General features: G+C 46.4%; 26 protein-coding genes. 9 read left to right on the top strand and 17 right to left on the bottom strand.

Going from position 1 to position 25,953, the window contains the following annotated elements; genetic code table 11:
• Window position 1 precedes the first annotated feature (1 nt).
• Window positions 2–1,039, top strand: coding sequence for a thiamine-phosphate kinase (gene thiL / locus DF182_RS14695; protein ID WP_113616336.1), 1,038 nt, complete (start codon window positions 2–4; stop codon window positions 1,037–1,039).
• Window positions 1,040–1,115: 76 nt separating this feature from the next.
• Here thiL and DF182_RS14690 read toward each other — a convergent pair whose 3' ends face one another.
• The 15 genes from DF182_RS14690 to DF182_RS14620 all read right to left on the bottom strand — a co-directional run bounded on the left by DF182_RS14690 (window position 1,116) and on the right by DF182_RS14620 (window position 18,153).
• The gene (locus DF182_RS14690; protein ID WP_113616335.1) at window positions 1,116–2,798 is read right to left on the bottom strand and encodes an ArnT family glycosyltransferase; all 1,683 of its coding nucleotides are present in this window, start codon (window positions 2,796–2,798) and stop codon (window positions 1,116–1,118) included.
• Between the two features lie 42 nt (window positions 2,799–2,840).
• Window positions 2,841–3,935 carry an N-acetylglucosamine-6-phosphate deacetylase gene (gene nagA, locus DF182_RS14685; protein ID WP_113616334.1) on the bottom strand — a complete coding sequence of 365 codons (1,095 nt, stop codon included), beginning with the start codon at window positions 3,933–3,935 and terminating at the stop codon, window positions 2,841–2,843.
• A 14-nt stretch (window positions 3,936–3,949) separates the two neighbouring features.
• Window positions 3,950–4,339, bottom strand: a complete 390-nt coding sequence (locus tag DF182_RS14680) for a VOC family protein (protein WP_113616333.1) — start codon at window positions 4,337–4,339, stop codon at window positions 3,950–3,952.
• A gap of 9 nt (window positions 4,340–4,348) precedes the next feature.
• Complete coding sequence (locus DF182_RS14675; protein ID WP_113616332.1) at window positions 4,349–5,155, bottom strand: amidohydrolase; 807 nt, start codon at window positions 5,153–5,155, stop codon at window positions 4,349–4,351.
• Between the two features lie 65 nt (window positions 5,156–5,220).
• Complete coding sequence (locus DF182_RS14670; RefSeq protein WP_113616331.1) at window positions 5,221–5,679, bottom strand: regulatory protein RecX; 459 nt, start codon at window positions 5,677–5,679, stop codon at window positions 5,221–5,223.
• A 4-nt stretch (window positions 5,680–5,683) separates the two neighbouring features.
• Window positions 5,684–8,032, bottom strand: coding sequence for an ATP-dependent helicase (locus DF182_RS14665; RefSeq protein WP_113616902.1), 2,349 nt, complete (start codon window positions 8,030–8,032; stop codon window positions 5,684–5,686).
• 445 nt (window positions 8,033–8,477) lie between these two features.
• Entirely contained in the window at window positions 8,478–8,978 is a 501-nt protein-coding gene (locus DF182_RS14660; protein ID WP_078669945.1) for an RNA polymerase sigma factor, read from the bottom strand.
• A gap of 301 nt (window positions 8,979–9,279) precedes the next feature.
• Complete coding sequence (locus DF182_RS14655; RefSeq protein WP_113616330.1) at window positions 9,280–9,810, bottom strand: HdeD family acid-resistance protein; 531 nt, start codon at window positions 9,808–9,810, stop codon at window positions 9,280–9,282.
• A 759-nt stretch (window positions 9,811–10,569) separates the two neighbouring features.
• The gene (locus DF182_RS14650; RefSeq protein WP_113616329.1) at window positions 10,570–12,078 is read right to left on the bottom strand and encodes a M28 family peptidase; all 1,509 of its coding nucleotides are present in this window, start codon (window positions 12,076–12,078) and stop codon (window positions 10,570–10,572) included.
• A 123-nt stretch (window positions 12,079–12,201) separates the two neighbouring features.
• Window positions 12,202–12,660 (bottom strand): ribose 5-phosphate isomerase B, encoded by a 459-nt coding sequence (gene rpiB, locus DF182_RS14645; protein WP_113616328.1) that lies wholly within the window; start codon window positions 12,658–12,660, stop codon window positions 12,202–12,204.
• A 30-nt stretch (window positions 12,661–12,690) separates the two neighbouring features.
• The gene (gene tatC, locus DF182_RS14640) at window positions 12,691–13,548 is read right to left on the bottom strand and encodes a twin-arginine translocase subunit TatC (RefSeq protein WP_113616327.1); all 858 of its coding nucleotides are present in this window, start codon (window positions 13,546–13,548) and stop codon (window positions 12,691–12,693) included.
• Between the two features lie 585 nt (window positions 13,549–14,133).
• Window positions 14,134–15,399, bottom strand: a complete 1,266-nt coding sequence (locus DF182_RS14635; RefSeq protein ID WP_113616326.1) for a hemolysin family protein — start codon at window positions 15,397–15,399, stop codon at window positions 14,134–14,136.
• A 42-nt stretch (window positions 15,400–15,441) separates the two neighbouring features.
• Window positions 15,442–16,011 (bottom strand): guanylate kinase, encoded by a 570-nt coding sequence (gene gmk / locus DF182_RS14630; RefSeq protein WP_113616901.1) that lies wholly within the window; start codon window positions 16,009–16,011, stop codon window positions 15,442–15,444.
• Between the two features lie 106 nt (window positions 16,012–16,117).
• Window positions 16,118–17,431: a UDP-N-acetylglucosamine 1-carboxyvinyltransferase gene (gene murA, locus DF182_RS14625; RefSeq protein ID WP_113616325.1), complete on the bottom strand. Its 1,314-nt coding sequence runs from the start codon at window positions 17,429–17,431 to the stop codon at window positions 16,118–16,120.
• A complete protein-coding gene (locus DF182_RS14620; protein ID WP_113616324.1) occupies window positions 17,428–18,153 on the bottom strand; it encodes a DUF4290 domain-containing protein in 726 nt (241 codons plus the stop codon). Before DF182_RS14620 ends, murA begins: the two co-directional genes overlap by 4 nt.
• A 141-nt stretch (window positions 18,154–18,294) precedes the next feature.
• Here DF182_RS14620 and DF182_RS14615 point away from each other — a divergent pair, with 141 nt between their 5' ends.
• Window positions 18,295–19,044, top strand: a complete 750-nt coding sequence (locus DF182_RS14615; RefSeq protein WP_113616323.1) for an SDR family NAD(P)-dependent oxidoreductase — start codon at window positions 18,295–18,297, stop codon at window positions 19,042–19,044.
• Between the two features lie 114 nt (window positions 19,045–19,158).
• Entirely contained in the window at window positions 19,159–19,869 is a 711-nt protein-coding gene (locus DF182_RS14610) for an alpha/beta fold hydrolase (RefSeq protein WP_113616322.1), read from the top strand.
• A gap of 4 nt (window positions 19,870–19,873) precedes the next feature.
• On the opposite strand, the gene DF182_RS14605 is transcribed toward DF182_RS14610, so the two are convergent.
• Together DF182_RS14605 and DF182_RS14600 are read right to left on the bottom strand one after the other, a co-directional pair.
• Window positions 19,874–20,806 carry a tryptophan 2,3-dioxygenase family protein gene (locus DF182_RS14605; RefSeq protein WP_113616321.1) on the bottom strand — a complete coding sequence of 311 codons (933 nt, stop codon included), beginning with the start codon at window positions 20,804–20,806 and terminating at the stop codon, window positions 19,874–19,876.
• 64 nt (window positions 20,807–20,870) lie between these two features.
• A complete protein-coding gene (locus tag DF182_RS14600) occupies window positions 20,871–21,338 on the bottom strand; it encodes an Lrp/AsnC ligand binding domain-containing protein (RefSeq protein WP_029465139.1) in 468 nt (155 codons plus the stop codon).
• A 468-nt stretch (window positions 21,339–21,806) separates the two neighbouring features.
• Here DF182_RS14600 and trmB point away from each other — a divergent pair, with 468 nt between their 5' ends.
• From trmB to DF182_RS14570, 6 genes are all read left to right on the top strand, one after another.
• Window positions 21,807–22,514, top strand: a complete 708-nt coding sequence (gene trmB, locus DF182_RS14595) for a tRNA (guanosine(46)-N7)-methyltransferase TrmB (RefSeq protein ID WP_113616900.1) — start codon at window positions 21,807–21,809, stop codon at window positions 22,512–22,514.
• Window positions 22,486–22,686, top strand: a complete 201-nt coding sequence (locus DF182_RS14590; RefSeq protein ID WP_113616320.1) for a DUF5522 domain-containing protein — start codon at window positions 22,486–22,488, stop codon at window positions 22,684–22,686. The genes trmB and DF182_RS14590 overlap by 29 nt, the downstream gene beginning before the upstream one ends.
• Entirely contained in the window at window positions 22,616–23,047 is a 432-nt protein-coding gene (locus tag DF182_RS14585; protein ID WP_113616319.1) for an MGMT family protein, read from the top strand. The genes DF182_RS14590 and DF182_RS14585 overlap by 71 nt, the downstream gene beginning before the upstream one ends.
• A gap of 34 nt (window positions 23,048–23,081) precedes the next feature.
• On the top strand, window positions 23,082–23,525 hold the full coding sequence (locus DF182_RS14580) for an IPExxxVDY family protein (RefSeq protein WP_113616318.1): 444 nt from the start codon (window positions 23,082–23,084) through the stop codon (window positions 23,523–23,525).
• A 93-nt stretch (window positions 23,526–23,618) separates the two neighbouring features.
• Entirely contained in the window at window positions 23,619–23,849 is a 231-nt protein-coding gene (locus DF182_RS14575; protein WP_113616317.1) for a 4a-hydroxytetrahydrobiopterin dehydratase, read from the top strand.
• A 21-nt stretch (window positions 23,850–23,870) separates the two neighbouring features.
• Window positions 23,871–25,949 (top strand): histidine kinase, encoded by a 2,079-nt coding sequence (locus tag DF182_RS14570; protein WP_147243439.1) that lies wholly within the window; start codon window positions 23,871–23,873, stop codon window positions 25,947–25,949.
• Window positions 25,950–25,953 lie beyond the last annotated feature (4 nt).

Below are 25,953 nucleotides of genomic sequence, written 5' to 3'. Positions count from 1 at the left end.
GATGGAAGAAAGAACTGAAATAAGCGACCTGGGAGAATTCGGACTCATCGATTACCTCACCAGAAACATAGAAATACAGAATGCCAGCACCGTACTCGGTGTAGGCGACGACGCCGCTGTAATTGACCATTTCGGCAAACAAACCGTTATCAGCACAGACATGCTGGTGGAAGGCATACACTTCGACCTGATGTATACACCGCTGAAACACCTCGGCTATAAGTCAGTAGTAGTAAACCTCTCTGATATCTACGCCATGAATGCCACCCCTACTCAGATCACCATGAGTGTGGCCTTCTCCAATAAAGTATCCCTGGAAGCACTGAACGAGTTCTATGAAGGCGTTTATGCAGCCTGCGAAAAATACGGTGTAGACCTCATTGGTGGCGACACCAGCAATTCCCAGAAAGGATTCATCATCAGCGTAACCGCCATCGGTGAAATAACCCCTGACCAGTTCGTCAGAAGATCTACTGCCCAGAAAGGCGATCTGCTCTGCGTTACCGGCGACCTGGGAGCTGCCTTCCTCGGCCTCACCCTGCTGGAAAGAGAAAAAAAGATATTCCTGGAAAGTCCAGGTGTTACGCCAGACCTGGAAGACCAGACCTATATCATCGGCAGACAACTCAAACCGGAAGCCCGTAAAGACATCATTGACTTCCTCCAGGAACAGGAAATCATCCCTACGGCTATGATGGACGTAAGCGACGGCCTGAGCTCAGAAATACTGCATATCGCCAAACAAAGCAACCTGGGCGTTGTGCTTTATGAAGAGAAGATCCCGATTGCACAGGAAAGCAAGGAGGCAGCCTTGAAATTCGGCATCGACCCTACTGCCTGCGCACTCAGCGGCGGCGAAGATTATGAACTGCTGTTCACCATGAAACAACAGGACTACGATAAAATTGTACTCAACGAACAAATCAGTGTCATCGGTTACATGGCTGATATTACCGAAGGTGCTCATATCCACACCAAAGGAGGCAATAAATTTAAACTGGTGGCTCAGGGCTGGAATGCTTTCAATCAGGAAGCATAATTTCTCCCCAAACGCCTGTAAATAACAAAGACGCAAGGACTAGCCCTTGCGTCTTTGTTTTTATGACTTGTTCTGATTAATTCTTTGACACTGTTACCTTGATGGCCTGGCTGTTATGCGTAGGCGGTAAGTCTCCTGCAAAAACACAGAATTTCAGCAAGTATTCTCCCGGTTTATCCGGCATCACTACCTGCATATCGATCACCCGCCTTAACATAGCCCGCTCCAGCGGAATAGTGGATTTCACCGCTGGCAGAGCTTCCTCTTTGGTAGAGAAGCCGTAACCCAGCACCGGCGGATTGTCCCTGTCTATCGGTATTGGCTGATGGTAGCCATTATTGGGCTGGAGAAACATTTTCACGGTTTCGTTCGGATGGGCCTTAATGGTCGTCAGTGCCGGCTTCAGCTCTACCAGGGAATAGGAGTAATATTTAGGCTGTATACTGATGTCCCAGGTGCCTTTGACGGTCTTCAGGCTATCAGTCACCGGCATATCAGTGCCTGGTTCAAACATTACCATTACCGGCTTGCCCCACAGTTGTTTTTCCGTATCCCAGAAGTTGTACTGGCTGCGCCGGGAATAGCGGCTATTGAGGCTGTAAGACAGCTGCCCGGTATAGAACATGTATTTGGAGGGTAGTTGATAGCTATTTAAGAACACTACGGGACGTCCTTCGGCCCGGGCAGCAACCTGTGATGCCCATTCCCTGTTATGGTGGATTTCAGGCCTTATTTCCACTCCTGGCAGAAAATCCCATATCATGTATACCCGGGTCGCCAGTACCAGCAAAAGAGTCACCGGCAAGGTATACAACAGTATTTTCCGGGACCATCCCCTACGTACCACCGCCTGATGTGCCAGTATCACCACCGGAGTGAATACCATCACGGTCCAGTTGGCTTCCACCCTGCCTTTGAATGTACTGATCAGGAAAAACACCAGTACGCCTATCAGACTGAATTTCAGCGCCCGTTCGAACGTATTCTGTATAGGGCAACGGAAAGCATAGTACAACAGTAACCAGCCTACCAGCGGGCCAAACAGCAGTAGCTGTCCTCCCAGATAGTCCAGCGTAAAAGTGATATCATAGGCCGACGCATTCCGTTCTACCAGATGATATTGCAGAGAAGGAAAACCGTGAGTATACTGCCAGTAGATGTGTGGGAAAAAGAGGACGGTAGTGATGATACAGGCTATCCAGAACTTAAATACCCTCAGCAGGTTCATATTGGACAGGACTGTAAAGAACACCAGTAATACCCCGTGGTATTTACTGTAAAACATCAGTGCCATGGTAATCCCCAGCAGCAGGGTATTACGCCAGCTCTGTTTTGCCAGAAAATACCGGTAGGCCCAGAAATAAATGGCAGCAAAAAATATCAGGGGCAGGTCGGGAACAGCCAGCATTCCCCCCATCTGCATGGCGCCCATCGCGCCAATGATCAGGTAAAAAAGTATGTTGTCTTTGGAAGCGATCAGCCTGGCGGTCACCCACAGGGTAATGGTATTCAGCAGCACAATAAAGAGGCGTACGCCTAGCTCATTATGAAAAATGCTGTACCCCATTTTTATCAGGAGGGCAATCATGGGAGGATGATCGAAATATCCCCAGTCGAGATGGCGGGAATATACCCAGTAATAGGCCTCGTCGTCCCACAGTTCGGAGAAACAGGCTTGCAGGAGGGCCAGCACCAACCATGTCAGCAGGAACAGATTTTTGTACTGGCGTCTCGTAAAAAAGTGGATTATGGCATCCATGCAGTCAGTTATGAATGATTTAATCCTGCGAAGATAGTAGTATTAACAGTAAACTGCCACGTCCCAGTGGTCGCGTAGTACGATAAATGCTGCCTCATAGCCTGCTTCGATGCGTCCTAACCGGCCATCCAGGCGCAAAGCCCTTGCCGGGTAAAGGGAAGCCATCTTCAGGGCAGTATGCAACGGGATGCCAGCCTTCTCTGCACAATTATGTACCGCCTGCAACATAGTCAGGCGGGAACCGGACAACACGCCGGCTGCATTTACATACCGGTTTTTCTCCTGTATATAGATATAATCGCCCTCCTGGCTTTCTGCCGCTGCGTCGGAGATCAGAAACAGCCTGCCTTCCATGATACGCTGGCTGATGCTGATAGCAGCAAAATCCACATGTACTCCGTCGGCTACAATACTGGCAAATATCCGTGGATGGTTGTATGCTGCGCCCACCAACCCCGGCGCCCGGCTTTCGAGCGGTGACATGGCATTAAACAGATGGGTAACATGATGTATCCCTGCCTCAAATGCAGCAGATGCCTCTGCATAGGTAGCGTTACTATGACCTGCGAAAATAGTGATGCCGGCATCCTGCAACTGCTTTACCAGTGCGGGATCACAGCATTCCGGTGCCAGCGTGATGATCTTCACCACATCTCTCCCCTTGTCAAGTATCCAGTTGATATCTTCCTGTGTAGGCTTGCGGATATATTTTTCCAGGTGTGCACCCTTTTTAGCCGGGTTGATGAATGGTCCTTCGAGATGCAGGCCCATTACTCCTTTCCCTCCGGCCTGCCAGTAATCTCTGACGGCCTGTATAGCCTGCAACATCTTTGCCGGAGAGATAGTAGGTATGGTAGGCATGATATGGGCTGTTCCTCCGGCTTTACTACCCTCATAGGTGGCTGTCAGGGTTGCCACGGAAGGATGTTGAAAAAACAGGGCTCCATTGCCCCCATACACCTGCAGATCTATAAAGGCGGGGGCCATAAACCCTCCCTGCAGATCTATCACATCGGTGGTACTGATATCTGCAGCAGGCAGGATGGCTGTTATCATTCCCTTGTCCGTTACTACTGCATGGTCATTGATGATCCTGTCGCCAGTGAATATCAGGGCGTTAACATATGTAACAGACATATTGGAAATTTTTTTTAGGGTTGAATTTCGTACAACTCTAAAGGTAGCCCATCGGGGTCAGTAAAAAAAGTGAAGCGTTTGCCGGTATAGGGATCTATCCGGATCGTTTCGGTAACAACTCCTCTGCTGTGAAGGGTTTGCACAGCCGCTATAATGTCGTTCACGGCAAAAGCGAGATGCCGCAGCCCACAGGCTTCAGGGTGACTGGGCCTTGGCAGCGGATCAGGGAAGGAAAAAAGCTCGATTACATACTGGTCTCCCAATGCAAGGTCCAGCTTCCAGGAGTCCCGTTCTTCCCGGTATACTTCCCGAATGATCTGCAGGCCCAGCACCTCAGTATAAAAGGCCTTACTACGTTCGTAGTCGGCGCAAATGATAGCGATATGGTGTACGGCCTGCAGCATGTATTCAGTTTAAACGAGTTCGTTACTTAAAATAGTGAAGTGATCAGCATCTTTCAGGAAAGGAATATTTTTCCTGACATTATCCAGATGCTCACGTTGAAGGGTATACGTAAAAATATCCTCATCATGTGATTTCCGGTAGACGATTTCCCCCATAGGATCTATCAGACTTGTTTCACCGCTATGGTAGATATTGTTGCCGTCGTTGCCTACCCGATTAACACCAATGGCATAACATTGGTTTTCGATGGCACGGGCCTGCAGCAGGGTTTGCCATGCGGTAGTACGGCGTTCGGGCCAGTTGGCCACATACACCAGCACATCGTAAGCAGGGCTGCCGTCGGGCTGTATGCTATTGCGTGCCCATACCGGGAAACGCAGATCATAACAGATATTGAGATTGATTTTCCAGCCTTTTACCTGTGCAATCAGGCGTTTGTTGCCGGGTTGATAATGCTCATGTTCGCCGGCATAACCAAACAGGTGGCGCTTATCATAGGTACCATAGGTACCGTTGGGCAACATCCAGATCAGCCGGTTCAGGTACTGACCATTTTCTTCAATTATAAGGCTGCCGGTGAGGATAATATTTTTCTCTGCCGCCTTTTTCTTCATCCACTGAACAGCGCTTCCATCCATGGTTTCAGCCAGCTTTTCGGGCTGCATGCTGAAGCCGGTGCTGAACATTTCGGGCAAAAACACTACTTCTGTCCGCTCTCCGATGTTGTTGATTTTTTCATCAAACATCTGAAGATTCGCCGCAATATCTTCCCAATAAAGCTGGGATTGTATCAATGTGACTTTTAAATCTGCCATTATCGATTATTGTAACTACAAAAGTAGTGTCTGACGGATTAGAAACTTTTTAAATTATCCGCTGTTCAGGCGTCATTATTTGCGATTTGTTCAAGTGCCTCGTTGATCAGGGAGCTTTCAAAGCCGCGCTGCAACAAGTGCTGCATGGTTTTATACCGCTGCTTCATGGCAGTTTCCCTGTTAAGGGACTGGTATTTTTTATCTGCCAGTTTCAGCAAGGCGGCGTAATAGTCTTCTTCATCTATTTCCGCCAGCCCTTTACGGATGCAGTAATCGGATACTTGCTTTTGTTTCAGTTCTGCCTTTATCTTGTTGCGGCCCCACTGTTTTATCCTGAATTTGCCACCGGCAAATGCTTTCGCAAATCGTTCCTCGTTAAGAAAATTTTCTGCGATCAGCATAGCAATGGCTTCTTCTACTTCGTCACCCCGGAGACCCAGCTCCAGGCATTTGTATTTTACTTCCTGGTGGCAGCGCTCCTGATAAGCACAGTAGCGGCGCAGGGTTTCAAGGTCTTTCTCCATTCAGTTATCTTACGATCCTCAACTTAGCGTAGTTGAGCATAATTTTTTTCTCACCGCCGCCTTTGGGGAACACCACTGTGGCGATACGGTTATTGGGTGCACCTTCCATACCCATGATGGTACCGAAGCCGAATTTCTGGTGTTCTACCTGCATACCGGGCTCCATTCCTGCCGGATCATCCGGGGCAAAGCCAGGAGTAGGCACGTGAGTGGTAGCCGCAGAAGTGGGTCTGGGTGCTGGTTTAGGAGAAGAAGACTGAGACACCTGTTGTTGTCCCGGCGTCTTTTTCTGCATGCGGTCAAACATGTTACCGGTGTTACCACCATTACCCCATCCGGCTGTAGTGCCGCCACCAAAGGCGTTGCGCATACCACCGCCACCAGCATAACTGCGGTCGATGTATTTATCAGGCATTTCTTCCAGGAAGCGGCTTGGTTCGTTTTGTACCAGGTTACCGAAACGATAGCGGCTGTTGGCGTGCGTCAGCCACAGTCTGGCTTTGGCGCGGGTAATGGCCACATAAAAGAGGCGCCTTTCCTCTTCCAGCTCCTCGCGGGTGTTAATAGACATACCGCTGGGGAACAGGGTTTCTTCCAGCCCCACCGTAAACACCACCGGGAATTCAAGTCCTTTGGCAGCGTGGATGGTCATCAGTTTTACCACATTGCTGTCTTCGTCAGTGCCCTGGTCTGCATCGGTGAGCAGGGTGATCTGTTGGAGATAAGTGCCCATGGTTTTATTATCCAGCAGTTCACCTTCTTCATCCGGCGTTTCAGTAAATTCCTTGATGGAGTTGAGGAGCTCTTGCACGTTTTCGTAGCGGGCCAGTCCTTCTGTGGTTTTATCGTTAAACAGTTCTTTTACGATATTGGTGGATTTACCAACCGTCACGGCCACATCATAGGCGTTATGGGTGGTGAGTAGTGCCTGGAAGCTTTTGATCATGGTCACAAAGGCTTCTATTGCTTCGAGGGTGCCACTTCTGAATCCGAATTCACGCGCTCTTTCCAACACTTCCCACATGGTGATGTTGTGTTCGTTGGCGAGCACGATAGTTTTTTCCATGGTTGTTTTACCGATACCTCTCACCGGGTAGTTGATGATCCTTTTCAGGCTTTCTTCATCACGGGTGTTCATGGTAATACGGAGGTAAGCCACGAAGTCCTTGATTTCCTTGCGCTGATAGAAAGACAGGCCACCGAAAATACGGTAGGGAATGGCTTTACGGCGAAGGCTTTCCTCGAAAGAACGGCTCTGTGCGTTGGTACGGTACAGGATCACGAAGTCGCGGTTATCGTAGTGGTTGCGCAACTTTTGTTCTGCGATAGTATCAGCCACAAACTTACCTTCTTCGTTGTCGGTCATGGTACGCACCAGTTTGATAGTATCTCCTTCTGTATTGTCGGTCCAGAGATTTTTTTCAATCTGTCCTTTGTTGTGGGCGATTACTTCGTTGGCCACGTTAAGGATGGATTTGGTACTGCGGTAGTTTTGTTCGAGTTTCACCACTTTCACATCATCGTAGTCTTTCTCGAACTGGAGGATGTTTTGGATGGTGGCACCGCGGAAGGAGTAGATACTTTGTGCATCATCACCCACCACGCAAATATTTTCGTTTACAGCACCCAGCAGTTTAATGATCTCATACTGAGCAGGGTTGGTATCCTGATACTCATCGATCATGATATATTTAAACTTGTGCTGATATTTATGTAATACTTCGGGGAAGCTTTTAAGCAGCACATACATTTTAAACAGGAGATCGTCGAAGTCCATAGCGCCGTTTTTAAAGCAGCGTTTGGCGTACATATCATAGATCTTTCCGATGAGGGGTCTGTTGGCCCTCATATCTTCCTGTTGTACGAGATGGTCGAGCTGGTATTCTTCGGGCCCCATCAGGCTGTTTTTGGCAGCGGAGATGCGATTATAGACGAAGTTGGGTTTATAATGTTTATCATCGAGGTTAAGCTCGTTTACGATGGTTTTCACCACACTTTTAGCGTCGTCGGAATCGTAGATGGTAAAATCGTTGGGATATCCCAGCCGGTGAGCTTCTGCACGGAGGAGGCGTGCAAATACGGAGTGGAAGGTACCGATGTAGAGGTTGCGGGCTTCGCTGCCTCCCAGGATTTTTTCCACACGTTCTTTCATTTCGCGTGCTGCCTTATTGGTAAAAGTCAGCGACAGAATATTAAACGCATCCACCCCATTTCTCATCAGGTGTGCAATACGTGTGGTCAGTACTTTTGTTTTTCCCGAACCGGCGCCTGCAACGATCATCAGGGGTCCATTGATATGAGCTACTGCTTCCCGCTGTCTTTCGTTAAGCTCGTCTAAATAATTTGCCTTCATCACGACTTTTTTGTAGGGTGTAAAAGTACGAAATGAAACTGTGATTCTTTTGATTTTGCTGATGCATCTGATGGGGGAAGCATGACTTTGCTTGCCCAGACCGGGAATCATTTTTTTGATGGTAGCAAAATGATTTTACTTCACCAGGCCGGGGCCGGTGTTTAATATTTTATCGATTTGATGGATACGGGGTAACGGTAAAGGGAACGGGGCGGATACATTTTTTCCGGGGTGTCGGCCTAAACCGAAGCCCGCAAACATAAGTACAGCAGATACTTACTGCCAGACCAGCAACGGTGCAGATAAAAACAGCATAGTATCCTAACACATCTCAGCGCTCTATCGGGTATTCATAGATAATAGCGACTTCCGGTATTTGTCCTGGTTTGCCGGGCTTCTGGTTTTACAAAAGCCTTAACAACTGGTAAATATCTCCAAAAAAATTTCAGTGCCTGGTAATCCTGGTTTTCAACATCTTGCGGGCGAAATGGATGCGGCTTTTTACGGTTCCCAGCGGCTCATTCAGAATAGCAGCGATCTCATAGTATTTGTAGCCTTCAAAATAGAGCAGGAATGGTTGTTTGAAGATAACAGGCAAATTATAGACAGCCATCTGTACATCTTTCACCCGGAGATCTGATTCTGCGAAATTGCCAATAGCGGAAGGCTGGTGGCTCAGCAGATAATCTCCTACTGCATTGTCCAGCAATTTATACTGGCGATTTCCCCGGCGGTAGTTGTTGATAAAAATATTCCGCATGATGGTGTACAGCCATGCGCGGATATTGGTACCGGCGAGGTATTTATCGCGGTTGGACAAAGCTCTGAACAACGTTTCCTGGTAGAGGTCTTTTGCTGACTCAGAGTCTTTGGTAAGCGTAACTGCATACGGCCGCAGGAAATCGGCATTTCCTAGTAACAAATTGTTGAATTCGGTGGATGACATAACGGTTAACTTTAAAATTTTCGAAATGGACTACAGCAAGCAACCCTTGTGGGGGCAGGGAGTGAGTGCATTTTTGGGGCAGCAATGGTAGCCACCGGTACTCCGTCCGATGTACTGCCCGGCACCTGCAGCGTCTGGTGGGGTGATATCAACACCCGCAAGCCGACTGAGAACAGGTGCCCTAACCAGGTGTCTTGATTCTCATCGTATATTCGTTTTAGTTAGAGAATAAGCGTGCATTTGGGGATAATTTGTTGAACAAAAACAGGGTCTTATGATTCTTAATTTATTTTCCTTCGAATTATTTTCTTTTTAACCGGAGAGATAGCGATATCAACATAATGCCTGATATCACTGCGTAAAATCCAAACAGCCAGGTCAGGGTAAGTGCAGCCGCTTCGGGGTTAGATAGTAGCAGGATACCAAAGAGAATAGAAATGGTCCCGCCTGCGATATACCAACCTTCACCCGTTATCAACGCCCGTAACCTGATCGCAATAATGATTTCAAAAATACCGGCCAGCATGGCCCAGAAACCAACCAGGAAGATCAGCGCCGCCCCGGTAGCAAAAGGATTGTATACTGTAAGGACACCTAATATAATACCTATCAAACCAGACAACAGAAATATGCCCCAGTTCTCTGTCGTTTTCCGTGCTGCTATCGCCCCAATCAAAGCGAACAGTCCGGCTACAAAAAGATAGCCCCCCAGGAAAACAATCAGCGTGGTGAAAGTGGCACCTGGCCAGATAATAGCCAGCACCCCCAAAATCAAGGCAAAAATCCCTCTAAGCAAAAAAATCCACCAATAGGCACTATAAAAATTACGCATGCATCTCTCGTTTTATAATTCACAATAAGTGGCTAAATGACAGGATAAATCGCGTTTAAACAACCAGGTATATGCTTGAGTTTCCCAGGATAAAATTATAAAACGATAAATGCCAACTACCTCCCTCAGGTAATACTGTGATAACATCGTACTCTGCCGCGGACTAATGCATACATCCTGATAGAGCCATGGTTTATCATAAGAAAGGTGGCAGGTGTTTTCATGGTGGTAATTTTATAATGATATCAAAGCAGGGTTTAAGTCTCCAATTGAATAGGATCAAGCTCTGCCTGATATTATTAAATACCGATTCGAACAACAACAGGTTAGTCTAAAATGTTTATAAGGGTATATGCCTGACTCTCGTAAAAAACTCATCGATTCACACACAAATGACAATGCTTACATTCGCTCATTGATTCACATAAAAAATAGGATATATATATCTATTATTATAAGCTAGGACTCCTTACACAATTTATAATTTTTTGTTAAAAAAACCAAAATAAACTGTGATTCATTTTGATAATTTTATCGGGCTACCTGAATGACAGTAATTATCTGATTCTTCTGATAGTATAACGGAGAAGGCTATATGATTCTTATCAATGAAAATTCAGATTGATAAGAATCAGAAGAGAGAAAGAAAAACAAAAAAATAACCCTGTCTGCATCTGCATCAGACAGGGTTTATTGCTTTAAAACATTTACACTGATCTCCGCTCATCAGGAACATCAGCGGCATCATACACATCACAGTTATCGTTCGTTTCTATCTACGGGCAACCGTACCGGCTTGTTGGCCAGCTCCCACGCTGTATAAAAAACAAGTTGTGCTCTTCTCGCCAACAGATTGAAGTTAATTTTATCAACGGTGTCAGTGGGCTTATGATAATCCGCATGTGTACCATTGAAATAAAAGATCACTGGTATTCCATGACTCGCGAAATTGTAATGATCGGAGCGGTAATAAAACTGGTGCGGATCGTTGGGATCGTTGTATTTGTAATCCAGCTGAAAACCGGTAAAGGTATTGTTCGCGTTTTCACTGATAGGACGCAGTGCTGAACTCAGCTTGTTATCACCAATGAGGTATACATAATTGGTATCATGTTCGTGTTCGGGATCAACACGGCCAATCATATCGATATTGAGATCTACAATAGTATTGGCCAGTGGATACACTGGATTAGCCGTATAATAGGCTGATCCCAGCAATCCCTTTTCTTCTCCGGAAACAGTCATAAATACGATGCTTCTGCGGGGCCGGTAGCCGTCTTTGGCGGCCTTTCCGAAGGCCTTCGCCATTTCAATTACAGCGGTAGTACCTGACCCGTCATCATCTGCACCGAAATGGATTTGTCCGTCTACAATACCCAGGTGATCATAGTGTGCAGTGACAAATACGATCTCGTCTTTTTTATCGGTGCCTTCCAGATAACCCAATACATTGGAAGGCCACAGGGTCAGATCTTTTTTGTGGAAAACGATATGCAGCGGCCTGGCAGAAGTTTGCGGCAGTATTCCTTTTTCAGCCTGCAGACTATCCCCGCCCATGATAAAGGCAGCTGTTGCCGGCGTAATGTAATAGATGCCTGTTCTGCTGCTGGTGTCGCGGGTTCTATAGATATCGGTTTTGCGGATATAATGCTGGTCCAGTGCGCGGAACCGGTTAGCACCTTTACTCACCACCAGCAAAGCCCTGGCACCTCTGAAAGCAGCCACAGCAGCTTTTTCTGTTGGGTTGGCTTTTTCTCTGGACATCGTGGCAGGCGCACCTTCCCTGACTATTACGATTTTATCTTTTACATCCAGTCCTTTGTAATCATTGTGTTCGGGCGAGATAATACCATAACCGGCATAAACAATGTCTGCACTGATATCGATATCAGGCGTTTCCTGAATGCCGGCGTAAAAGTCGAGGCCAAAATGAAAAGTACGATCTCCAGAGGTGAGTGTGCCCGTTTCCAGGCTGTCACGGTAGAGTGGATAATGCTGCTCCCAGGTGCCTTCAACACCGGGTTGCAGGCCGGCTTCTTTAAACTGGGAGATGATATAGGCGGCGGCCCTCTCCTGCCCGCGGGTACCTGTTTCCCGTCCTTCCATGGTTTCGCCGGCAATGACAGACAGCTGCTTTCTGGCAGATTCCGGAGTAATCATTGCTCCGTACCGGCTGGCGATTGTTTTGTTGGTAACTGGCTGGTAGGCCTTCTGTGCATTTGCACTGGCCAGAAAAAGAAAACATACTATCGTGGCAAGAAGTCTCATGAACTACGTTTTGGTGAAGCTATAACAGCTATAAAAGAAAGAGCCGGACTTTCATCCGGCTCTTTAATATACAAATAATATGATCATGTGTTTACCAGGCTTGTGGGGAATGGTTAAAAACCATTACAGACAGGCCATCTTGCTGACGCGATTCTGATGGCGGCCACCTTCGAAAGGTGTTTCAGCGAAGATATCAACCATCTGATTAGCCACGGCTACATCCACAAAACGGGCAGGAATACACAATACATTGGCATTGTTGTGTGAACGTGCCAGTCTTGCCAATTCTTCTCCCCAGCAGATAGCAGCACGGATGCCCTGGTGTTTATTGGCTGTAATAGCTACTCCGTTGGCGCTGCCGCAGATGAGGATACCAAAGGCAGCCTGTTCTCTTTCTACGGCTGTAGCTACCGGATGTGCGTAGTCCGGATAGTCTACCGAATCTTTGGAATGTGTTCCGTAATCCTTTACTGTGAATCCTTTTGCTTCCAGATAAGAAATCACGTCTTCCTTGTATTCAAACCCTGCGTGATCAGACCCGATAGCTACAGGCAAAGCAGTGTTAAAGGTATGTTGTTGCATAGCGTTACTGTTTACTGTTTGATAGTATCCTTAGGACCATTCTTCCACTTCTTGTTTTTTCGCTGCCTCTTCTCTTTCGCGCATCGCTTTCTTAGATATAAAGATACTGATTTCGTATAGACAGTATAAAGGAGTGAACACGATCAGCTGATCTACAAGGTCTGGAGGCGTGATGATGGCTGCCAGTATCAGGATTACCACGATCGCATGTCTTCTGTAATTACGCAGAAAATCAGGCGTGAGAATACCGAGTTTGGTCAGGAAATATACCAGTATAGGCAGCTCAAACAGTACACCCATACCCAGTACTATCTGAGACATCAGGTCAAAATAGTCATCAATAAAAAACTGGTTGATGGCTTTTGATGTCACGGTATAAGATGCGAGGAAGTTGATGGTAAAAGGCGCCATCAGGAAGTAAGCAAAACAGATACCCAGGAAAAACTGGAAAGACACCCAGAAGATAGCTCCCTTGGCCCATTTCAGCTCTTTCTCTTTCAGTGCGGGTTTTACAAAACGCCAGAACTCCCAGAAAATATAAGGGAAGGCACATATAAAGCCGATGGTGAAAGCCAGTCTGAACTGTAGCATAATCTGACCTACCATTTTGTAGTTCAGGAATTGCACTTTCACTGGTGTAATACAGAGGCTGTCGCCCATACCTACCCAGTGGCTCAACTTACACAATGCGATATAGGAAGGGAAGTTTGCGTTGGTAGGTCCGAATATTACGTTGTCCAGGATCTCCTGAGTATATACAAATCCGAATATACTAAATGCTACTATTGCTAATGCAGATCTTACGAGGTGCCAGCGAAGGTCTTCGAGGTGATCAAAAAAAGACATCTCTGCCTTATCCTCGTTATTTGAAAACAATTTTTTTAACATGTTTTATTACGATCGAGCGGTATTGAATATGATTTCTACAGGATCACAAATATAGTTGTTGAAGTCTACAATTTACAGCAGAAGCGAGATAAAGTATGAGGTTTTAATAGTCTTTTAAGAGAACAGGAGTAGCAATGGGAGCCGTAGTGGTGGTAGTGTTGGCTTGAGTAGGTACAAAAAAAAGAGCCAGCCCGAGAAGAATCAAGAGCCGGCCTTTCATCCATTGTTTGTTAACCCCAAAAAAGTTGAATTCGAGAATGTCTTTTGCTTCCAGTTCAAATTACTTACCTAATTGATGGCAAGCTTTCAGTATAAGTAAGGATCACTGGTCGCTTTTATATTGTAATACAAAAATAACAAGAATTATTTTATTATCAATGTTGGAACACTTTTTTTACAACCTTTTAACAAAAATCAAATCATTGTGTTACATCATCCACAGCAAATGTATACAATCCGTGTTAAATTCCTACTACTTTTTTAAAAAACGTTTTAGCAAATTTTGTTATTATGCCGTTAATACAAACATTACAATTAATTTCATATCATATAAACATCGTATAACATCTGCTAAAATACGGTCTGTCAACCCAGAATTTTCATCTTCACCATCTCGATGCGAGTGTCTGTAACGTTCAGTATATCAAACTCATAGTCACCAATAATGATCCTTTCTTTTATCTTGGGAATGGTTTCATGATGATTGATGATATACCCCGACAATGTTTCACTTTCATCTTCAGGAAAATCAAGACTATATTTTTCATTTAAGTAATCAAGCTCTAATCTTCCTGAAAAAATATACTCTTTTTCGGCGATCTGTTTTTCTACAAACTCTTCTTCATCGTGTTCATCTTTGATCTCTCCGAAGATTTCTTCCAGTACATCTTCAATAGTTACTATACCAGCAGTTCCACCGAACTCATCCACAACCCATGCGATACTTTTGCGCTCTTTGTTGAACTTGCTCAGCAGATCAATGGCACTCATTGTTTCCGGCACAGCCAGTATCGGGTGAATGATGCTTTCGATGTTCTGTGGATTTTTAAACATGTCCAGTTGATGAATATAACCCAGAATATTATCGATTGTTGTATCGTAGATAATAATCTTGGACAGTTTTGTTTCCATGAACTTCTTCCGCGCGTCAATGATAGGGTTTTTGATATCGAGCGCTTCTATCTCTTTGCGGGGAATCAGACAGCCACGGATTTTAACATGAGCCAGTGAGAGGGCATTTTCGAACAGCTCGGTATTCAGCTCCTGGTTTTCACCAAAGTGCTGCTGCGACTGCCGGATGAAATGCTCCACATCTACCCGGGAAAAAGATTCGCGGGTTTCGAGTATACGCACGTTAAAAAGGTATTTCAGCATCCATTCGGAAATAGACACCAGGACATTGCCGATCACGAACAGTGGTTTGGCCACGACAGAGATTGGCAGCGCGAAAAAGCTCAGCAGTGCTTCCGGGCGTGACCGGAAAATGGCTCTGGGTATAAAAAAGCCCAGGAACAACATTATCAGCGATGCCAGTAATATTTCCAGGAAAATTACGAGCGGCATGGGCACGTTTTCAGGCGCTGCAGTACTGGCTTCCCAGATCGGCTGAAAAAAGCCTGCGAGCAGGATGCTGTAGATCACCACGGTGATTGTAAGCCCTACGAGGCTGGTAGCCAGAAAACGGCTGGGATGCTCGTTAAAACCGGCCAGTATTTTGCCGGTAGCCCTTCCCTGCTTTTTTTTGAGCTCAATGCTGAGTTTATTCACATTGGCAAAGGCAGCTTCTATACCTGAGAAGAAGGCTGCCAGCAGTACGAGGAAAACTAGAATTATAATTGTGTATCCGTCCATCCTAACAAAAATAACGAATTAGGTACACCAACGATCACCCTGCTATTTTATATTCAAAAAATCATTTACCAGATTTTTCACTTCTTCGTAGGCCCGTTCCAGTTCATCGTTGACAACAATCCTGTCAAACTCATGAGAGAAAGACAGTTCGTACTGTGCTTTGGCCAGACGCTCGTCCAGTGAGGCCTGTGTTTCGGTACCTCGTTCGCTGAGACGGGTCCGCAGCGCATCGATAGAAGGTGGTTGAATAAAAATAGTGAGGGCTTTATCGTGGTAGTGTTCTTTGATAGAGAGGGCTCCTTTTACATCAATATCCACCATCGGAACCTTGTTGTTATCCCAGATGCGTTCCAGTTCGCTCTTCAGTGTACCGTAGTATTTGCCGGCATATACCATTTCATATTCTGCGAAGGCATTTTCATCAATTTTGGAGTGAAACTCCTCAGTGGTCATGAAATAATAGTCCTTTCCGTTTACTTCGCCTTCACGGGCGGTACGGGTGGCAGCGGACACAGAAAAGGCCAGAACAGGCATGCTGGCCAGCATTTTTTTTACGATGGTTGTTTTACCGGCTCCGGAGGGGGCGGTGACAATGATGATCTTTTTTTCCATTATGATAATAAAAGTCGAAAATAGGCTGCTTGCCTCAAATGCAAAACCCAAAATCCAGTAAAATGTTTCCTGGAGTTTGGGTTTTGAGGAGGTATTAACAGTTTGTTTAAATACGCTTGATATCGGCTCCCAGATTTCTCAACCGTTCGTCGATGTACTGGTAACCGCGGTCAATCTGGTCGATGTTCTGGATGGTGCTTTTGCCTTCGGCGCTGAGGGCAGCGATCAGCAGGGAAACACCGGCGCGGATATCCGGAGAAGACATGGTGATGCCCCGCAGCTGATGCTGACGGCCAAGGCCTATCACCACAGCACGGTGCGGATCGCACAGTACTATCTGTGCGCCCATATCGATCAGTTTATCCACGAAGAACAGTCTGCTCTCGAACATTTTCTGGTGGATCATCACGCTGCCTTTGGCTTGTGTAGCTACTACCAGCACAATGCTCAGCAGGTCAGGCGTAAATCCGGGCCATGGGTGGTCGGAGATGGTAAGGATGGAGCCATCGAGGAAGGTCTGTATTTCATATGATTCCTGGGAAGGAATATAGATATCATTTCCTCTGATCTCGAGTTGTATACCGAGGGAGCGGAATTTCTCGGGGATGATACCCAGGCTTTCCACGCCCGCATTTTTGATGGTGAGCTCACTTTGCGTCATGGCAGCGAGACCGATGAAAGATCCGATCTCGATCATGTCGGGGAGCATGCTGTGCTGGCATCCGCCGAGGGTGGCTACCCCTTCGATGGTGAGCAGGTTGGAACCTACACCGCTGATACGAGCGCCCATGCTGTTGAGCATTTTGCAGAGCTGCTGCAGGTAAGGTTCGCAGGCAGCGTTGTAGATGGTGGTCGTTCCCTGTGCCAGTACTGCGGCCATCACGATGTTGGCTGTACCGGTAACGCTGGGTTCGTCCAGCAGCATATAAGTGCCTTTGAGTCCGCCAGCAGGGGCTTCCAGGCGGAAGTAGTTATCGTCTGCATCGTAGATGAAGCGGGCACCCAGTTTTTCGAACCCGATGATATGGGTATCCAGGCGACGGCGGCCGATCTTGTCCCCTCCGGGTTTCGGGATCAGGGCCTTTCCAAACCGGGCCAGGAGCGGGCCGGCAATCATTACGGAGCCACGGAGCCTGCCGGATTTCTTTTTGAAATCGGCACTCTGCAGATACGCCAGGTCGATGTTGTCGGCCTGAAACTCACACTTATCGCGGCTGATACGGTTTACTTTTACGCCTGCATCTCCCAACAGTTCTATCAACAGGTTGACATCTACTATATCCGGAATATTGTGAATGGTGACTTTCTCTGCAGTCAGCATCACGGCGCTAATGATTTGTAAAGCTTCGTTTTTGGCTCCCTGGGGTATAATTTCCCCTTTCAGACGGTTGCCACCTCTTACTTCGAAGGCACTGCTCACTTGTTCCTGTTTTTGTATTTGTTATTGTGCTTGTTGTTATTGTTTTTGCCTCCGCCTCCGTTGTTGCCTTTGAACTTGTTGTTCTGCTGGAAGTTTTTGCGTTTGTTGGACCTGAAATGATCTCCGCCACCGGTGTTACCACTGGTATTGAAAGTCATGCCGCCACCGGTTTGCGTGTTGGTATTGCTGCTAACGCTGGCATTGCCTGGCTGGTAGTCCAGTTCATTATTACTGATGGACATCAGTTCACCCCTGATAGCATCGTCATGTACACTTTCCTTGTGCCAGTTGGAATAGGCGAGTTTCATGTAGTTGCCGATGCATTGAGTAAACCCTTCCTTTTTTTCCTGGTTGTCTTCATGGATCGCTTTGTCGATCACCAGTTCCAGGTTTTTACCAAAGTGACGGTTGCGGGGATATTTTTTAGGATAGGGCAAACGGTCCGGTTTGGCCTGCAGCGCTTCCCTTGTAGGTCTCGGATATGGAGATTCCACGTTCAGGTTGAATCCGGATATGTTAAAGATATGATCCCATAGTTTGTGCCTGAAGTCTTCCACATTTCTCAGATGCGGATTAAGCGTACCCATTAACTCGATCACAGCCATCGCATTGCGCTGGCGGTCCTCATCATCCTCTATGGTTACCAGGAATTCCACCATTTTCTGGATATTCCTGCCATATTCCTTCATTATCAGGTAATTACGCGTGGTATTATATTCCATTATATATATTTAAAAATATTATTGATGTAGGAACATCTTAAAAGTGAAGATAGTAAAGTGACTGCATCCATGCAAAAATAACAAAAAAATACAAGGAACATTTAACTGTACTGCATTGTTAAACACCCAAAACGGGATGACATGGGACTTTTAACGGACAAGGTAGCCTTAGTAACCGGTGCAGGCTCCGGTATTGGCAAATGTGTAGCGGAAATCTACGCGCACAACGGTGCCAGCGTGGTGGTGAGTGACATCGATGAAAAAGGCGGGAAGGCCGTCGCCGAAGGGATTACACAAGCTGGTGGCAATGCTGTTTTTATTAAATCAGACGTCAGCAAGGCAGCTGAATGTGAACAGCTGGTGGCCGCCACCATAAAGCAATACAAGCAGCTTGACATAGCCTGCAACAATGCCGGTATCGGCGGTGAGTCTGCTCCTACCGGCGCTTATCAGCTTAGTGAATGGGAAAAGGTGATCAACATCAACCTTAACGGGGTGTTTTATGGCATGCGTTATCAGTTGCCCGTCATGGAAAAAGCCGGCAGCGGCGTGATCGTCAACATGGCTTCTATCCTGGGCGCTGTAGGCTTTGCCGGGGCCTGCGCTTATGTAGCGGCCAAACACGCGGTGATAGGACTTACGCAAACAGCTGCCATAGAATATTCTGCCAAGGGTATCCGCATCAATGCTGTAGGTCCCGGATTTATAGAAACCCCTTTATTAAAACATCTGAGCCAGCAGGTGATGCAGGAGCTGGTGGCATTGCATCCCATAGGCCGGTTAGGCAAGCCGGAGGAAGTAGCAGAACTGGTACTATGGTTAAGTTCTCCCCCTTCTTCCTTCGTGACCGGTGGTTATTACCCGGTAGACGGGGCGTACCTGGCCAGATGATTTTCAGGATTTGGAGATTTATAGATTCAGAGAAGTAGAGATTTTGTTATTTTGTTAAAGTAGCAAGACCTTCAGATAACAAAATTTCTAATCCATAAATCTCTTGATATTTTAATGCAGCAAAATAAACTCCCCATACTCCTTCTCCACGGCGCACTTGGCGCCGGGATACAGTTTCAGGCGCTGGCCGCCCAACTGGAGCCTTATTACGATGTTCATATTCTCAACTTCAGTGGTCACGGCGATGTGCCGTTTTCAACCAATGGCTTTAGTATCCACGTATTTGCCGCAGAAGTGCTGGAATACCTTGACCAGCATCAGCTCGACTTTGTGCATGTATTTGGGTACAGCATGGGAGGTTATGTGGCCATGTACCTGGCCCGGCATTATCCGGAAAAAATAGGCCGGGTGATGACACTGGCCACCAAATACAACTGGAACGAGGCCACGGCCAGCAACGAGGTTAAACAACTGAATCCTGTACTGATTGAAGAAAAGGTACCGGGGTTTGCCAGGATACTGCAGGAAAGGCATGTGTCTAATGACTGGAAGGAAGTGGTATCGCGTACTGCGCAGCTGATAACGGAGCTTGGGCATCAGTCGCTGTTAAAGCAACAGGATTTTGCGCAGGTAGCATCGCCGTGTATGCTGTTGCTGGGCGATCGTGATAACATGGTGTCTTTTGCCGAAACGATCGAAGTATATAAATCGTTGCCGGAAGCTCAACTGACGATATTGCCGGATACGGCACACCCGCTGGAAAAGGCGGATGTACCGCTGCTGGCATATTTTATCAAGAGGTTTACTACGCAGAAAATAGCATAGGGGGTTATTCGTCACCCATAGCCAGTTTTCCCCAGTTGTTCAATTCTTCTTCTGTCCATAATTCCGGGAAAAACACGATACGTTTGTTTTTCGGGGGCAGATACTGTTGCCAGTTGGTACCGCCGGTGGCTGCGATGTCTTCCGGTTTTTTGTGCAGATACCTTACGGCGGATTTATAATGCATCAGGGGCCAGCGTACGTTGATGTTCAGGTCATACTCCTTCAGCAGAGGGATAATGGCCTGTCTGTCTGCTGCCGGCAGTTGCAGGTATGCTGACTGGATATTACGTTGTTGGTAACGGGTAGCCAGATCCAGGAAAGAGCTCATGTATTTAAGCTCAAACTGTCGCAGGGTCAGGGTTTTCTTGCCGGTGGCCAGTTCTGTGGCACCACTTCTCCAGTAAATATTGTCCAGCACAGTATTCAGCTCACCGTTTGTCAAGCCCGCACGTTGGGGCTCGTACACCAGATTTTGCAGTTGGGTGGAGCAGATCTCTATCTTACGGAACTGACCACTCTGAAATCCGCTGGCAGGCAGCAAAGCCATCCTGAACTGCAGGAACTGTTCTTTATCCATTCCGTCCACCATGATCTCGAAAGAGTTGATCAGGTTTCGGAAATAGTTGTTGATCCTTTTCAGTTGGGTGGTAAACACCGTTGCCGACAATTCCGGCGCCTGGCATATCTGATCGATAGCCTGCAGGGTCAATTTAAAATACAATTCCGTTATCTGGTGATAAATGATGAAGATATTTTCATCCGGAATCGGCGTGCGCGGATGTTGCAGGTTGAGCAAAACATCCAGTTGGATATAATCCCAGTATGTCAGATAGTCCGCGTACAGGAGCCCGTCGAGATAGGAAGACAGGTTTTGACCCATGGCGGCATACTTTTCTTCCAGCCGTTTGATTTTTTCGGCAATTTCTGTTGTAACCATTGGTGAAAATTAAGCATTCCGGGCGAAAAAGCAACTACAGGAGCTTTCAGGGCCGGGCACTTGATTATTCCACCACGTTGATAGTGCGGTAAAAGCTTTCTTCGAGAGAGATAAGGGTTTCAGTTCTTTCAATTCCTTTTATTTTCTGTAGTTCATCGTGGAGTATACGGCGTAACTGGGTGATGTCTTTACAAATAATTTCTGCGAACATGCTGTAGCTACCGGTGGTATAGTTGAGGCGTACCATTTCCGGGATTTTGCGGAGTTCTTTGGCGACAGTGTCGTACATGGAACTTTTTTCGAGATAGATACCGATAAAGGCGATTACATCATAACCAATCATTTTCAGATCTACATGTAATTTAGTACCTTTAACTATACCCAGTTCTTGCAATTTCTTCATTCTCACATGAATGGTGCCGCCGGAAACGAACAGTTTCTTCCCCAGATCGGCATAGGAGATTTCAGCATTATTCATCATCTCGCTGATTATCTGCAAATCGAGTTTGTCAATATTCAAATTGTGGCTCATTTTTACAATTTGTTTTTGAATGTTTTAAAGTTATATGCAAATATTTAAAAAATATCGAAAATTCAAAAATTTTTCTTAAAAAATTTGCAAGAAATCAGCCTTACCTTTAGATTTGCATTATAATCATTATTCAAATGGCTATTGAAAAGCACTGGCTGTAATGATAATACAAAATTGTGGGATGATGAAACTGGCAGACATGCCCCCTTGTCTCGGGGGTGGGGAGTTCGGGATAAACGTAGTATAAATGGGTTGACCACTAATCTTAATTGTACTATGGCTAACTGCCCCGTGGAGGTTCGACTCCTCCTCCTACAGCCAAATTGGTTTAAAGAGCTCGTAGATCACTGATCTATGGGCTTTTTTTATGCGCTCCTGTTCCGCAGAGACCGCAATGGAAGCCAGCTCAATAAGCTGGTTCTTGCCCCCTTTATGCCTTTGCAAGAAAATAAGCTAATTTTGCCCTCAATGGGACAAAAAAAATTACAACGCTTTGCAGAAATAGAGACCTTCCCCAATGTATTGATATATCCGGAAGGCATGCAGGGAAAATGGAACGAACATTTTAAGAATAATCATCCGGTTACGCTGGAACTGGCCTGTGGTAAAGGAGACTATACACTTGGGCTGGCCCGTATGTACAAGGACCAGAATTTTATCGGCGTGGATCTGAAAGGTAACCGCATCTGGAGAGGCGCCAAAACAGCCATTAACGAAGCTCTTCCTAATGTGGCTTTCCTCCGCACCCAGATTGATAAACTGGACAATTATTTTGCTCCCGGAGAGATCAAAGATATCTGGATTACATTTCCGGACCCATTTCTCCGTAAATCAAAATCCAAGAAAAGACTCACACATCCTAAGTTCCTGCAGCTATTCCAGCCACTGCTGGCAACAGGTGCTACCATTAATCTGAAAACAGATTCTCCGGAACTATACGCTTTTACACAGGAAGTGATTGCCGCCGCCGGCCTAACGCTGCTGGAAGACATTCCGGATGTATATGCCCTGCCCGAAGTACCACCATTGCTGAAAATACAGACCTACTACGAAGGTATGCACCTGGCAGATGGCCGTACCATCCGTTACCTCAGATTTCAGCTGCCAGCCACCCGACTGGACTGGCGCAGCATAAAACTGCCTTCCGATGAAGCAACCGTTGGTGGAGAAGATTGATTTTTACTATAACGCGGAGGGCTATATGGTGTTTACCGAAAAGTATCATCTAGATCGCGGCTACTGTTGTGGCAACGGTTGTAAACATTGTCCATTTGCATATGAAAACGTACCCGAACCCAAAAAGTCCATCCTCCTCAAACGACGCAGCGAAGAAAAAGACGGGCAGTGAGCCCGCCTCTTTCTTTGACGTGGTTTATAAAATAGCCCGTAAAATACCCAAAGGCCGTGTCACCACTTACGGCGCCATCGCGGAAGCAGCCGATATCAAACTCACGCCCCGGATGGTGGGCTGGGCCATGAACGGCGCCGGCCGTGCCAAACCGGTTGTGCCCGCCCATCGGGTAGTTAACCGCAACGGCGAACTGAGCGGACGACATTTTTTTGCTACCCCTACCCTCATGCAGGAACTGCTTGAACAGGAAGGTGTTACAGTAAAAAATGACAAGATAACCGACTTTAAAACCGTATTTTGGGACCCGGGCGCCCGAAAAGCTCCCGCTGCTAAAAAAGCCGTGAAAAAGAAGGCGTGATCACCATTCTCCCGTACAGCAATATTTTTATACTATGACTATACTCAAATTAAAACTGGACCAGGAGCAATTGGTAGAAGATTTTTTTGAGAACACCCACCTGATCGGTATCGCCTCTACCGCCCGCGATTATCAGCTCTGCTGGCAGATCAACCGGCAGCTATATACCAATTTCAGGGTCAACAATCTTCTGGAAATCACCCTTTCGAAGAAAAACAGGTCCTTCCATTTTACAGTGCTGGAGTTTCATGAACCCACCAACTCGGTATCTCACTACTTTTACAATAACCACTGCCAGGCAGAATTTTTGCTACCAGAACTAAAACATATCCACTTCCTCTGGCTGATCAAAGGAGATTATTACCAGGCTACGGATATAAAAAAATTATTGGACGAATTACGCCTCGTACCGCTCGTACAATTAGTATCTTTACTAGATACGAGAGAGATTAAAAATAAAATGAACCTCATTTTTTAGGACAGGATTTAAGACCGACAGCTGCTTCCAGCATAGTATTTTGACCAGCAACCTACTGAATTGCCTTGTTTTCACCTTTAAACACTCCGCTGTATGTGGGCAAAAAAAGACAATCAACTGTACCGGGCTTTTATCTTCAAAGACTTCCGGGAAGCATTCGGGTTCATGACCAAAGTGGCCCTGATAGCTGAAAAGATGGACCACCATCCCTACTGGATCAACGTCTACAATACAGTAGAAATATACCTCAGTACACATGATGCCGGCAACGTGGTGACAGAGAAAGACCAAAATATGGCGAAAGCCATCGATCAATTGTTATAATCAAAATCTCATACACCATCTGTGAAGCGCATTATTATCCTAATGCTGTTGTACTGTTATACTGCAGGAGCCTTTGCCCTTAACCCCTCCCATGATACCCTGATAGCAAAAGACGGTTTTGCTGCCTCGGAACTGGACCTGCGTCCCTACATAAACAGCCTCTCCGACAAAGAGGGTCACCTGACCGTACAACAGGTGACACATCTGCCCTTTACCCCATCTCCACAACTCTTTCATGACTACAAAAAAAATAACGGGCAGATCAACAACTGCTGGCTGCAATTAAAGGCAAAAAACGAAGGCACTACTCCTCTCAATGTTATTCTCTTTGCCGGATGGCACGACTTCATGTACTGGTACGAAAAACCACCCGGAGATACAGCCCGGCTGCTGATGCAAACCGGTCTGATGGCCGACAGAGGAGGCGTAGAAAGATGGGACCACTACGGATTCAACATCAACATTCCTCCCCATCAGTCCCGCACATTCTATCTGCATATCATCAATAAATCATACAACGAAAATCCGCTCACGCCCACGCTCTTCAGCGAGCAGGCCTTCGCCCGCTTCCATAACCGGCAGCAGGACACCTACCGCAAGGAAACGGTAGTGATACAGGTATTGCTAGGCATGCTGCTGGTGTTTTTCAGCATTTCCGTCATTAACTATATACAGTTACCCGACAAATCGTACATCTATTTTGCCATCTATATACTGGGACTGATACTGTTCTTCGCACTGCGGCTGGAAAGCAAGCCCTATCAGCTTTCCTTCTTTCACCGCTGGCCTATGTTGAAGTACTACTGGGACATCCCGGGGTTGTTGTTTTGTTTCTATCTCATGTACCTGATGTTTGGCAATACCTTCCTGAATCTGAAAGAAAGATATCCTTTCATGGAACAGGTGTTTGCCTGGGTATCTACAATTGTGGGCGGCCTGATCATTGTATGCATGTATTGTATCCTGATGGAACAATATCATTTGCCGGTGATCATCTACAGTTACGTATATTTTTGTACGCTGATACCGCTGCTGGTGGTATTTGTAGCACTGGCCAGACGTTCCAGGCATCATCCGCTGGTGCGTTTTTTTCTGTACGGGTCTGTATGTTTGTATCTGGCTTGTCTGGGCTCTTTCCTCATGCATATCCGGCCACTGGGACTGCTCAGTGCACTCGGAGAACTGGCAGCCCCCAGCATGTTACTAATCGGCGGCGTACTGCTACAGGCCATGTTTTTTCTGGCCGGCCTCAGTTATCGTAATAAACTGGTACACCTTGAACGAACACGCACACAAGAGCTGCTAATTAAACAGCTCAATAAAAACAAGGAGCTGCAACGCAAACTCAACGAGCAACTGGAAGAACTGGTAAAAGAACAGACCACGGAAATTCTCCGTAAAAAACAGGAGCTGGAAGAACAACGAAAGATACAGCTGGAAACAGAATACGATAAAAAGCTGACGGAGATAGAGCTGAAGGCCATCCGGGCACAGATCAACCCTCACTTTATTTTCAACTGCCTCAACTCTATCCAGCTGTTTGTGATGCAGCGGGATTATGAGTATGCCCAGAAATATCTGTCGGACTTCTCTTATCTGATCCGCAAAACGCTTGATTTCTCCCGGCGCAACTTTATATCCCTGGCTGATGAGATTATCTATCTGAATACTTATCTGGGTTTGGAGAAAATGCGTTTCGAAAACAGAATGGAGTATGAAATTGTAGTAGATCCGGAGATCGCCACGGCTGAACTGGAGATTCCGGCCATGTTGCTGCAGCCTTATGTGGAGAATGCCGTCAAACATGGTATGACGAATCCGCAGCAGCCTATTGGTCATCTCTCCATCCATTTCAATCAGGTAGCTGCTGATATGCTGGAATGTGTAATCGCCGACAACGGCATTGGTATTGCCCGGTCGAGGTCATTGCGCACTTTGCCTCAGCATCACCAGTCTTCCGGCATGGAGATGAGCCAGAACAGGGCCGAGTTGCTTAATAAGATGTATAATACAGAAATCCATATCGAAATAATCGACCGGTCGGCACGTAATGAGGAAGACAGTGGTACGGTAGTCCGGATTCTCATTCCACAGCTGTAAAAAA

Origin of the sequence: Chitinophaga flava (assembly GCF_003308995.1) — a bacterium.
GTDB classification, from domain to species: domain Bacteria; phylum Bacteroidota; class Bacteroidia; order Chitinophagales; family Chitinophagaceae; genus Chitinophaga; species Chitinophaga flava.
This window is presented reverse-complemented; position numbering and strand designations above follow the sequence as displayed.

Coding starts and splice junctions, on each gene's coding strand:
- DF182_RS14600 (WP_029465139.1), bottom strand. CDS start 21,338: ATGAGCCACAATTTGAATATTGACAAACTCGATTTGCAGATAATCAGC.
- DF182_RS14665 (WP_113616902.1), bottom strand. CDS start 8,032: ATGAAGGCAAATTATTTAGACGAGCTTAACGAAAGACAGCGGGAAGCA.
- DF182_RS14575 (WP_113616317.1), top strand. CDS start 23,619: ATGTGGGCAAAAAAAGACAATCAACTGTACCGGGCTTTTATCTTCAAA.
- DF182_RS14675 (WP_113616332.1), bottom strand. CDS start 5,155: ATGGCAGATTTAAAAGTCACATTGATACAATCCCAGCTTTATTGGGAA.
- DF182_RS14690 (WP_113616335.1), bottom strand. CDS start 2,798: ATGGATGCCATAATCCACTTTTTTACGAGACGCCAGTACAAAAATCTG.
- DF182_RS14615 (WP_113616323.1), top strand. CDS start 18,295: ATGGGACTTTTAACGGACAAGGTAGCCTTAGTAACCGGTGCAGGCTCC.
- DF182_RS14620 (WP_113616324.1), bottom strand. CDS start 18,153: ATGGAATATAATACCACGCGTAATTACCTGATAATGAAGGAATATGGC.
- DF182_RS14610 (WP_113616322.1), top strand. CDS start 19,159: ATGCAGCAAAATAAACTCCCCATACTCCTTCTCCACGGCGCACTTGGC.
- DF182_RS14635 (WP_113616326.1), bottom strand. CDS start 15,399: ATGGACGGATACACAATTATAATTCTAGTTTTCCTCGTACTGCTGGCA.
- rpiB (WP_113616328.1), bottom strand. CDS start 12,660: ATGCAACAACATACCTTTAACACTGCTTTGCCTGTAGCTATCGGGTCT.
- gmk (WP_113616901.1), bottom strand. CDS start 16,011: ATGGAAAAAAAGATCATCATTGTCACCGCCCCCTCCGGAGCCGGTAAA.
- DF182_RS14650 (WP_113616329.1), bottom strand. CDS start 12,078: ATGAGACTTCTTGCCACGATAGTATGTTTTCTTTTTCTGGCCAGTGCA.
- DF182_RS14580 (WP_113616318.1), top strand. CDS start 23,082: ATGACTATACTCAAATTAAAACTGGACCAGGAGCAATTGGTAGAAGAT.
- nagA (WP_113616334.1), bottom strand. CDS start 3,935: ATGTCTGTTACATATGTTAACGCCCTGATATTCACTGGCGACAGGATC.
- DF182_RS14655 (WP_113616330.1), bottom strand. CDS start 9,810: ATGCGTAATTTTTATAGTGCCTATTGGTGGATTTTTTTGCTTAGAGGG.
- DF182_RS14605 (WP_113616321.1), bottom strand. CDS start 20,806: ATGGTTACAACAGAAATTGCCGAAAAAATCAAACGGCTGGAAGAAAAG.
- thiL (WP_113616336.1), top strand. CDS start 2: ATGGAAGAAAGAACTGAAATAAGCGACCTGGGAGAATTCGGACTCATC.
- DF182_RS14660 (WP_078669945.1), bottom strand. CDS start 8,978: ATGTCATCCACCGAATTCAACAATTTGTTACTAGGAAATGCCGATTTC.
- DF182_RS14680 (WP_113616333.1), bottom strand. CDS start 4,339: ATGCTGCAGGCCGTACACCATATCGCTATCATTTGCGCCGACTACGAA.
- tatC (WP_113616327.1), bottom strand. CDS start 13,548: ATGTTAAAAAAATTGTTTTCAAATAACGAGGATAAGGCAGAGATGTCT.
- DF182_RS14670 (WP_113616331.1), bottom strand. CDS start 5,679: ATGGAGAAAGACCTTGAAACCCTGCGCCGCTACTGTGCTTATCAGGAG.
- trmB (WP_113616900.1), top strand. CDS start 21,807: ATGGGACAAAAAAAATTACAACGCTTTGCAGAAATAGAGACCTTCCCC.
- DF182_RS14585 (WP_113616319.1), top strand. CDS start 22,616: ATGAAAACGTACCCGAACCCAAAAAGTCCATCCTCCTCAAACGACGCA.
- DF182_RS14590 (WP_113616320.1), top strand. CDS start 22,486: ATGAAGCAACCGTTGGTGGAGAAGATTGATTTTTACTATAACGCGGAG.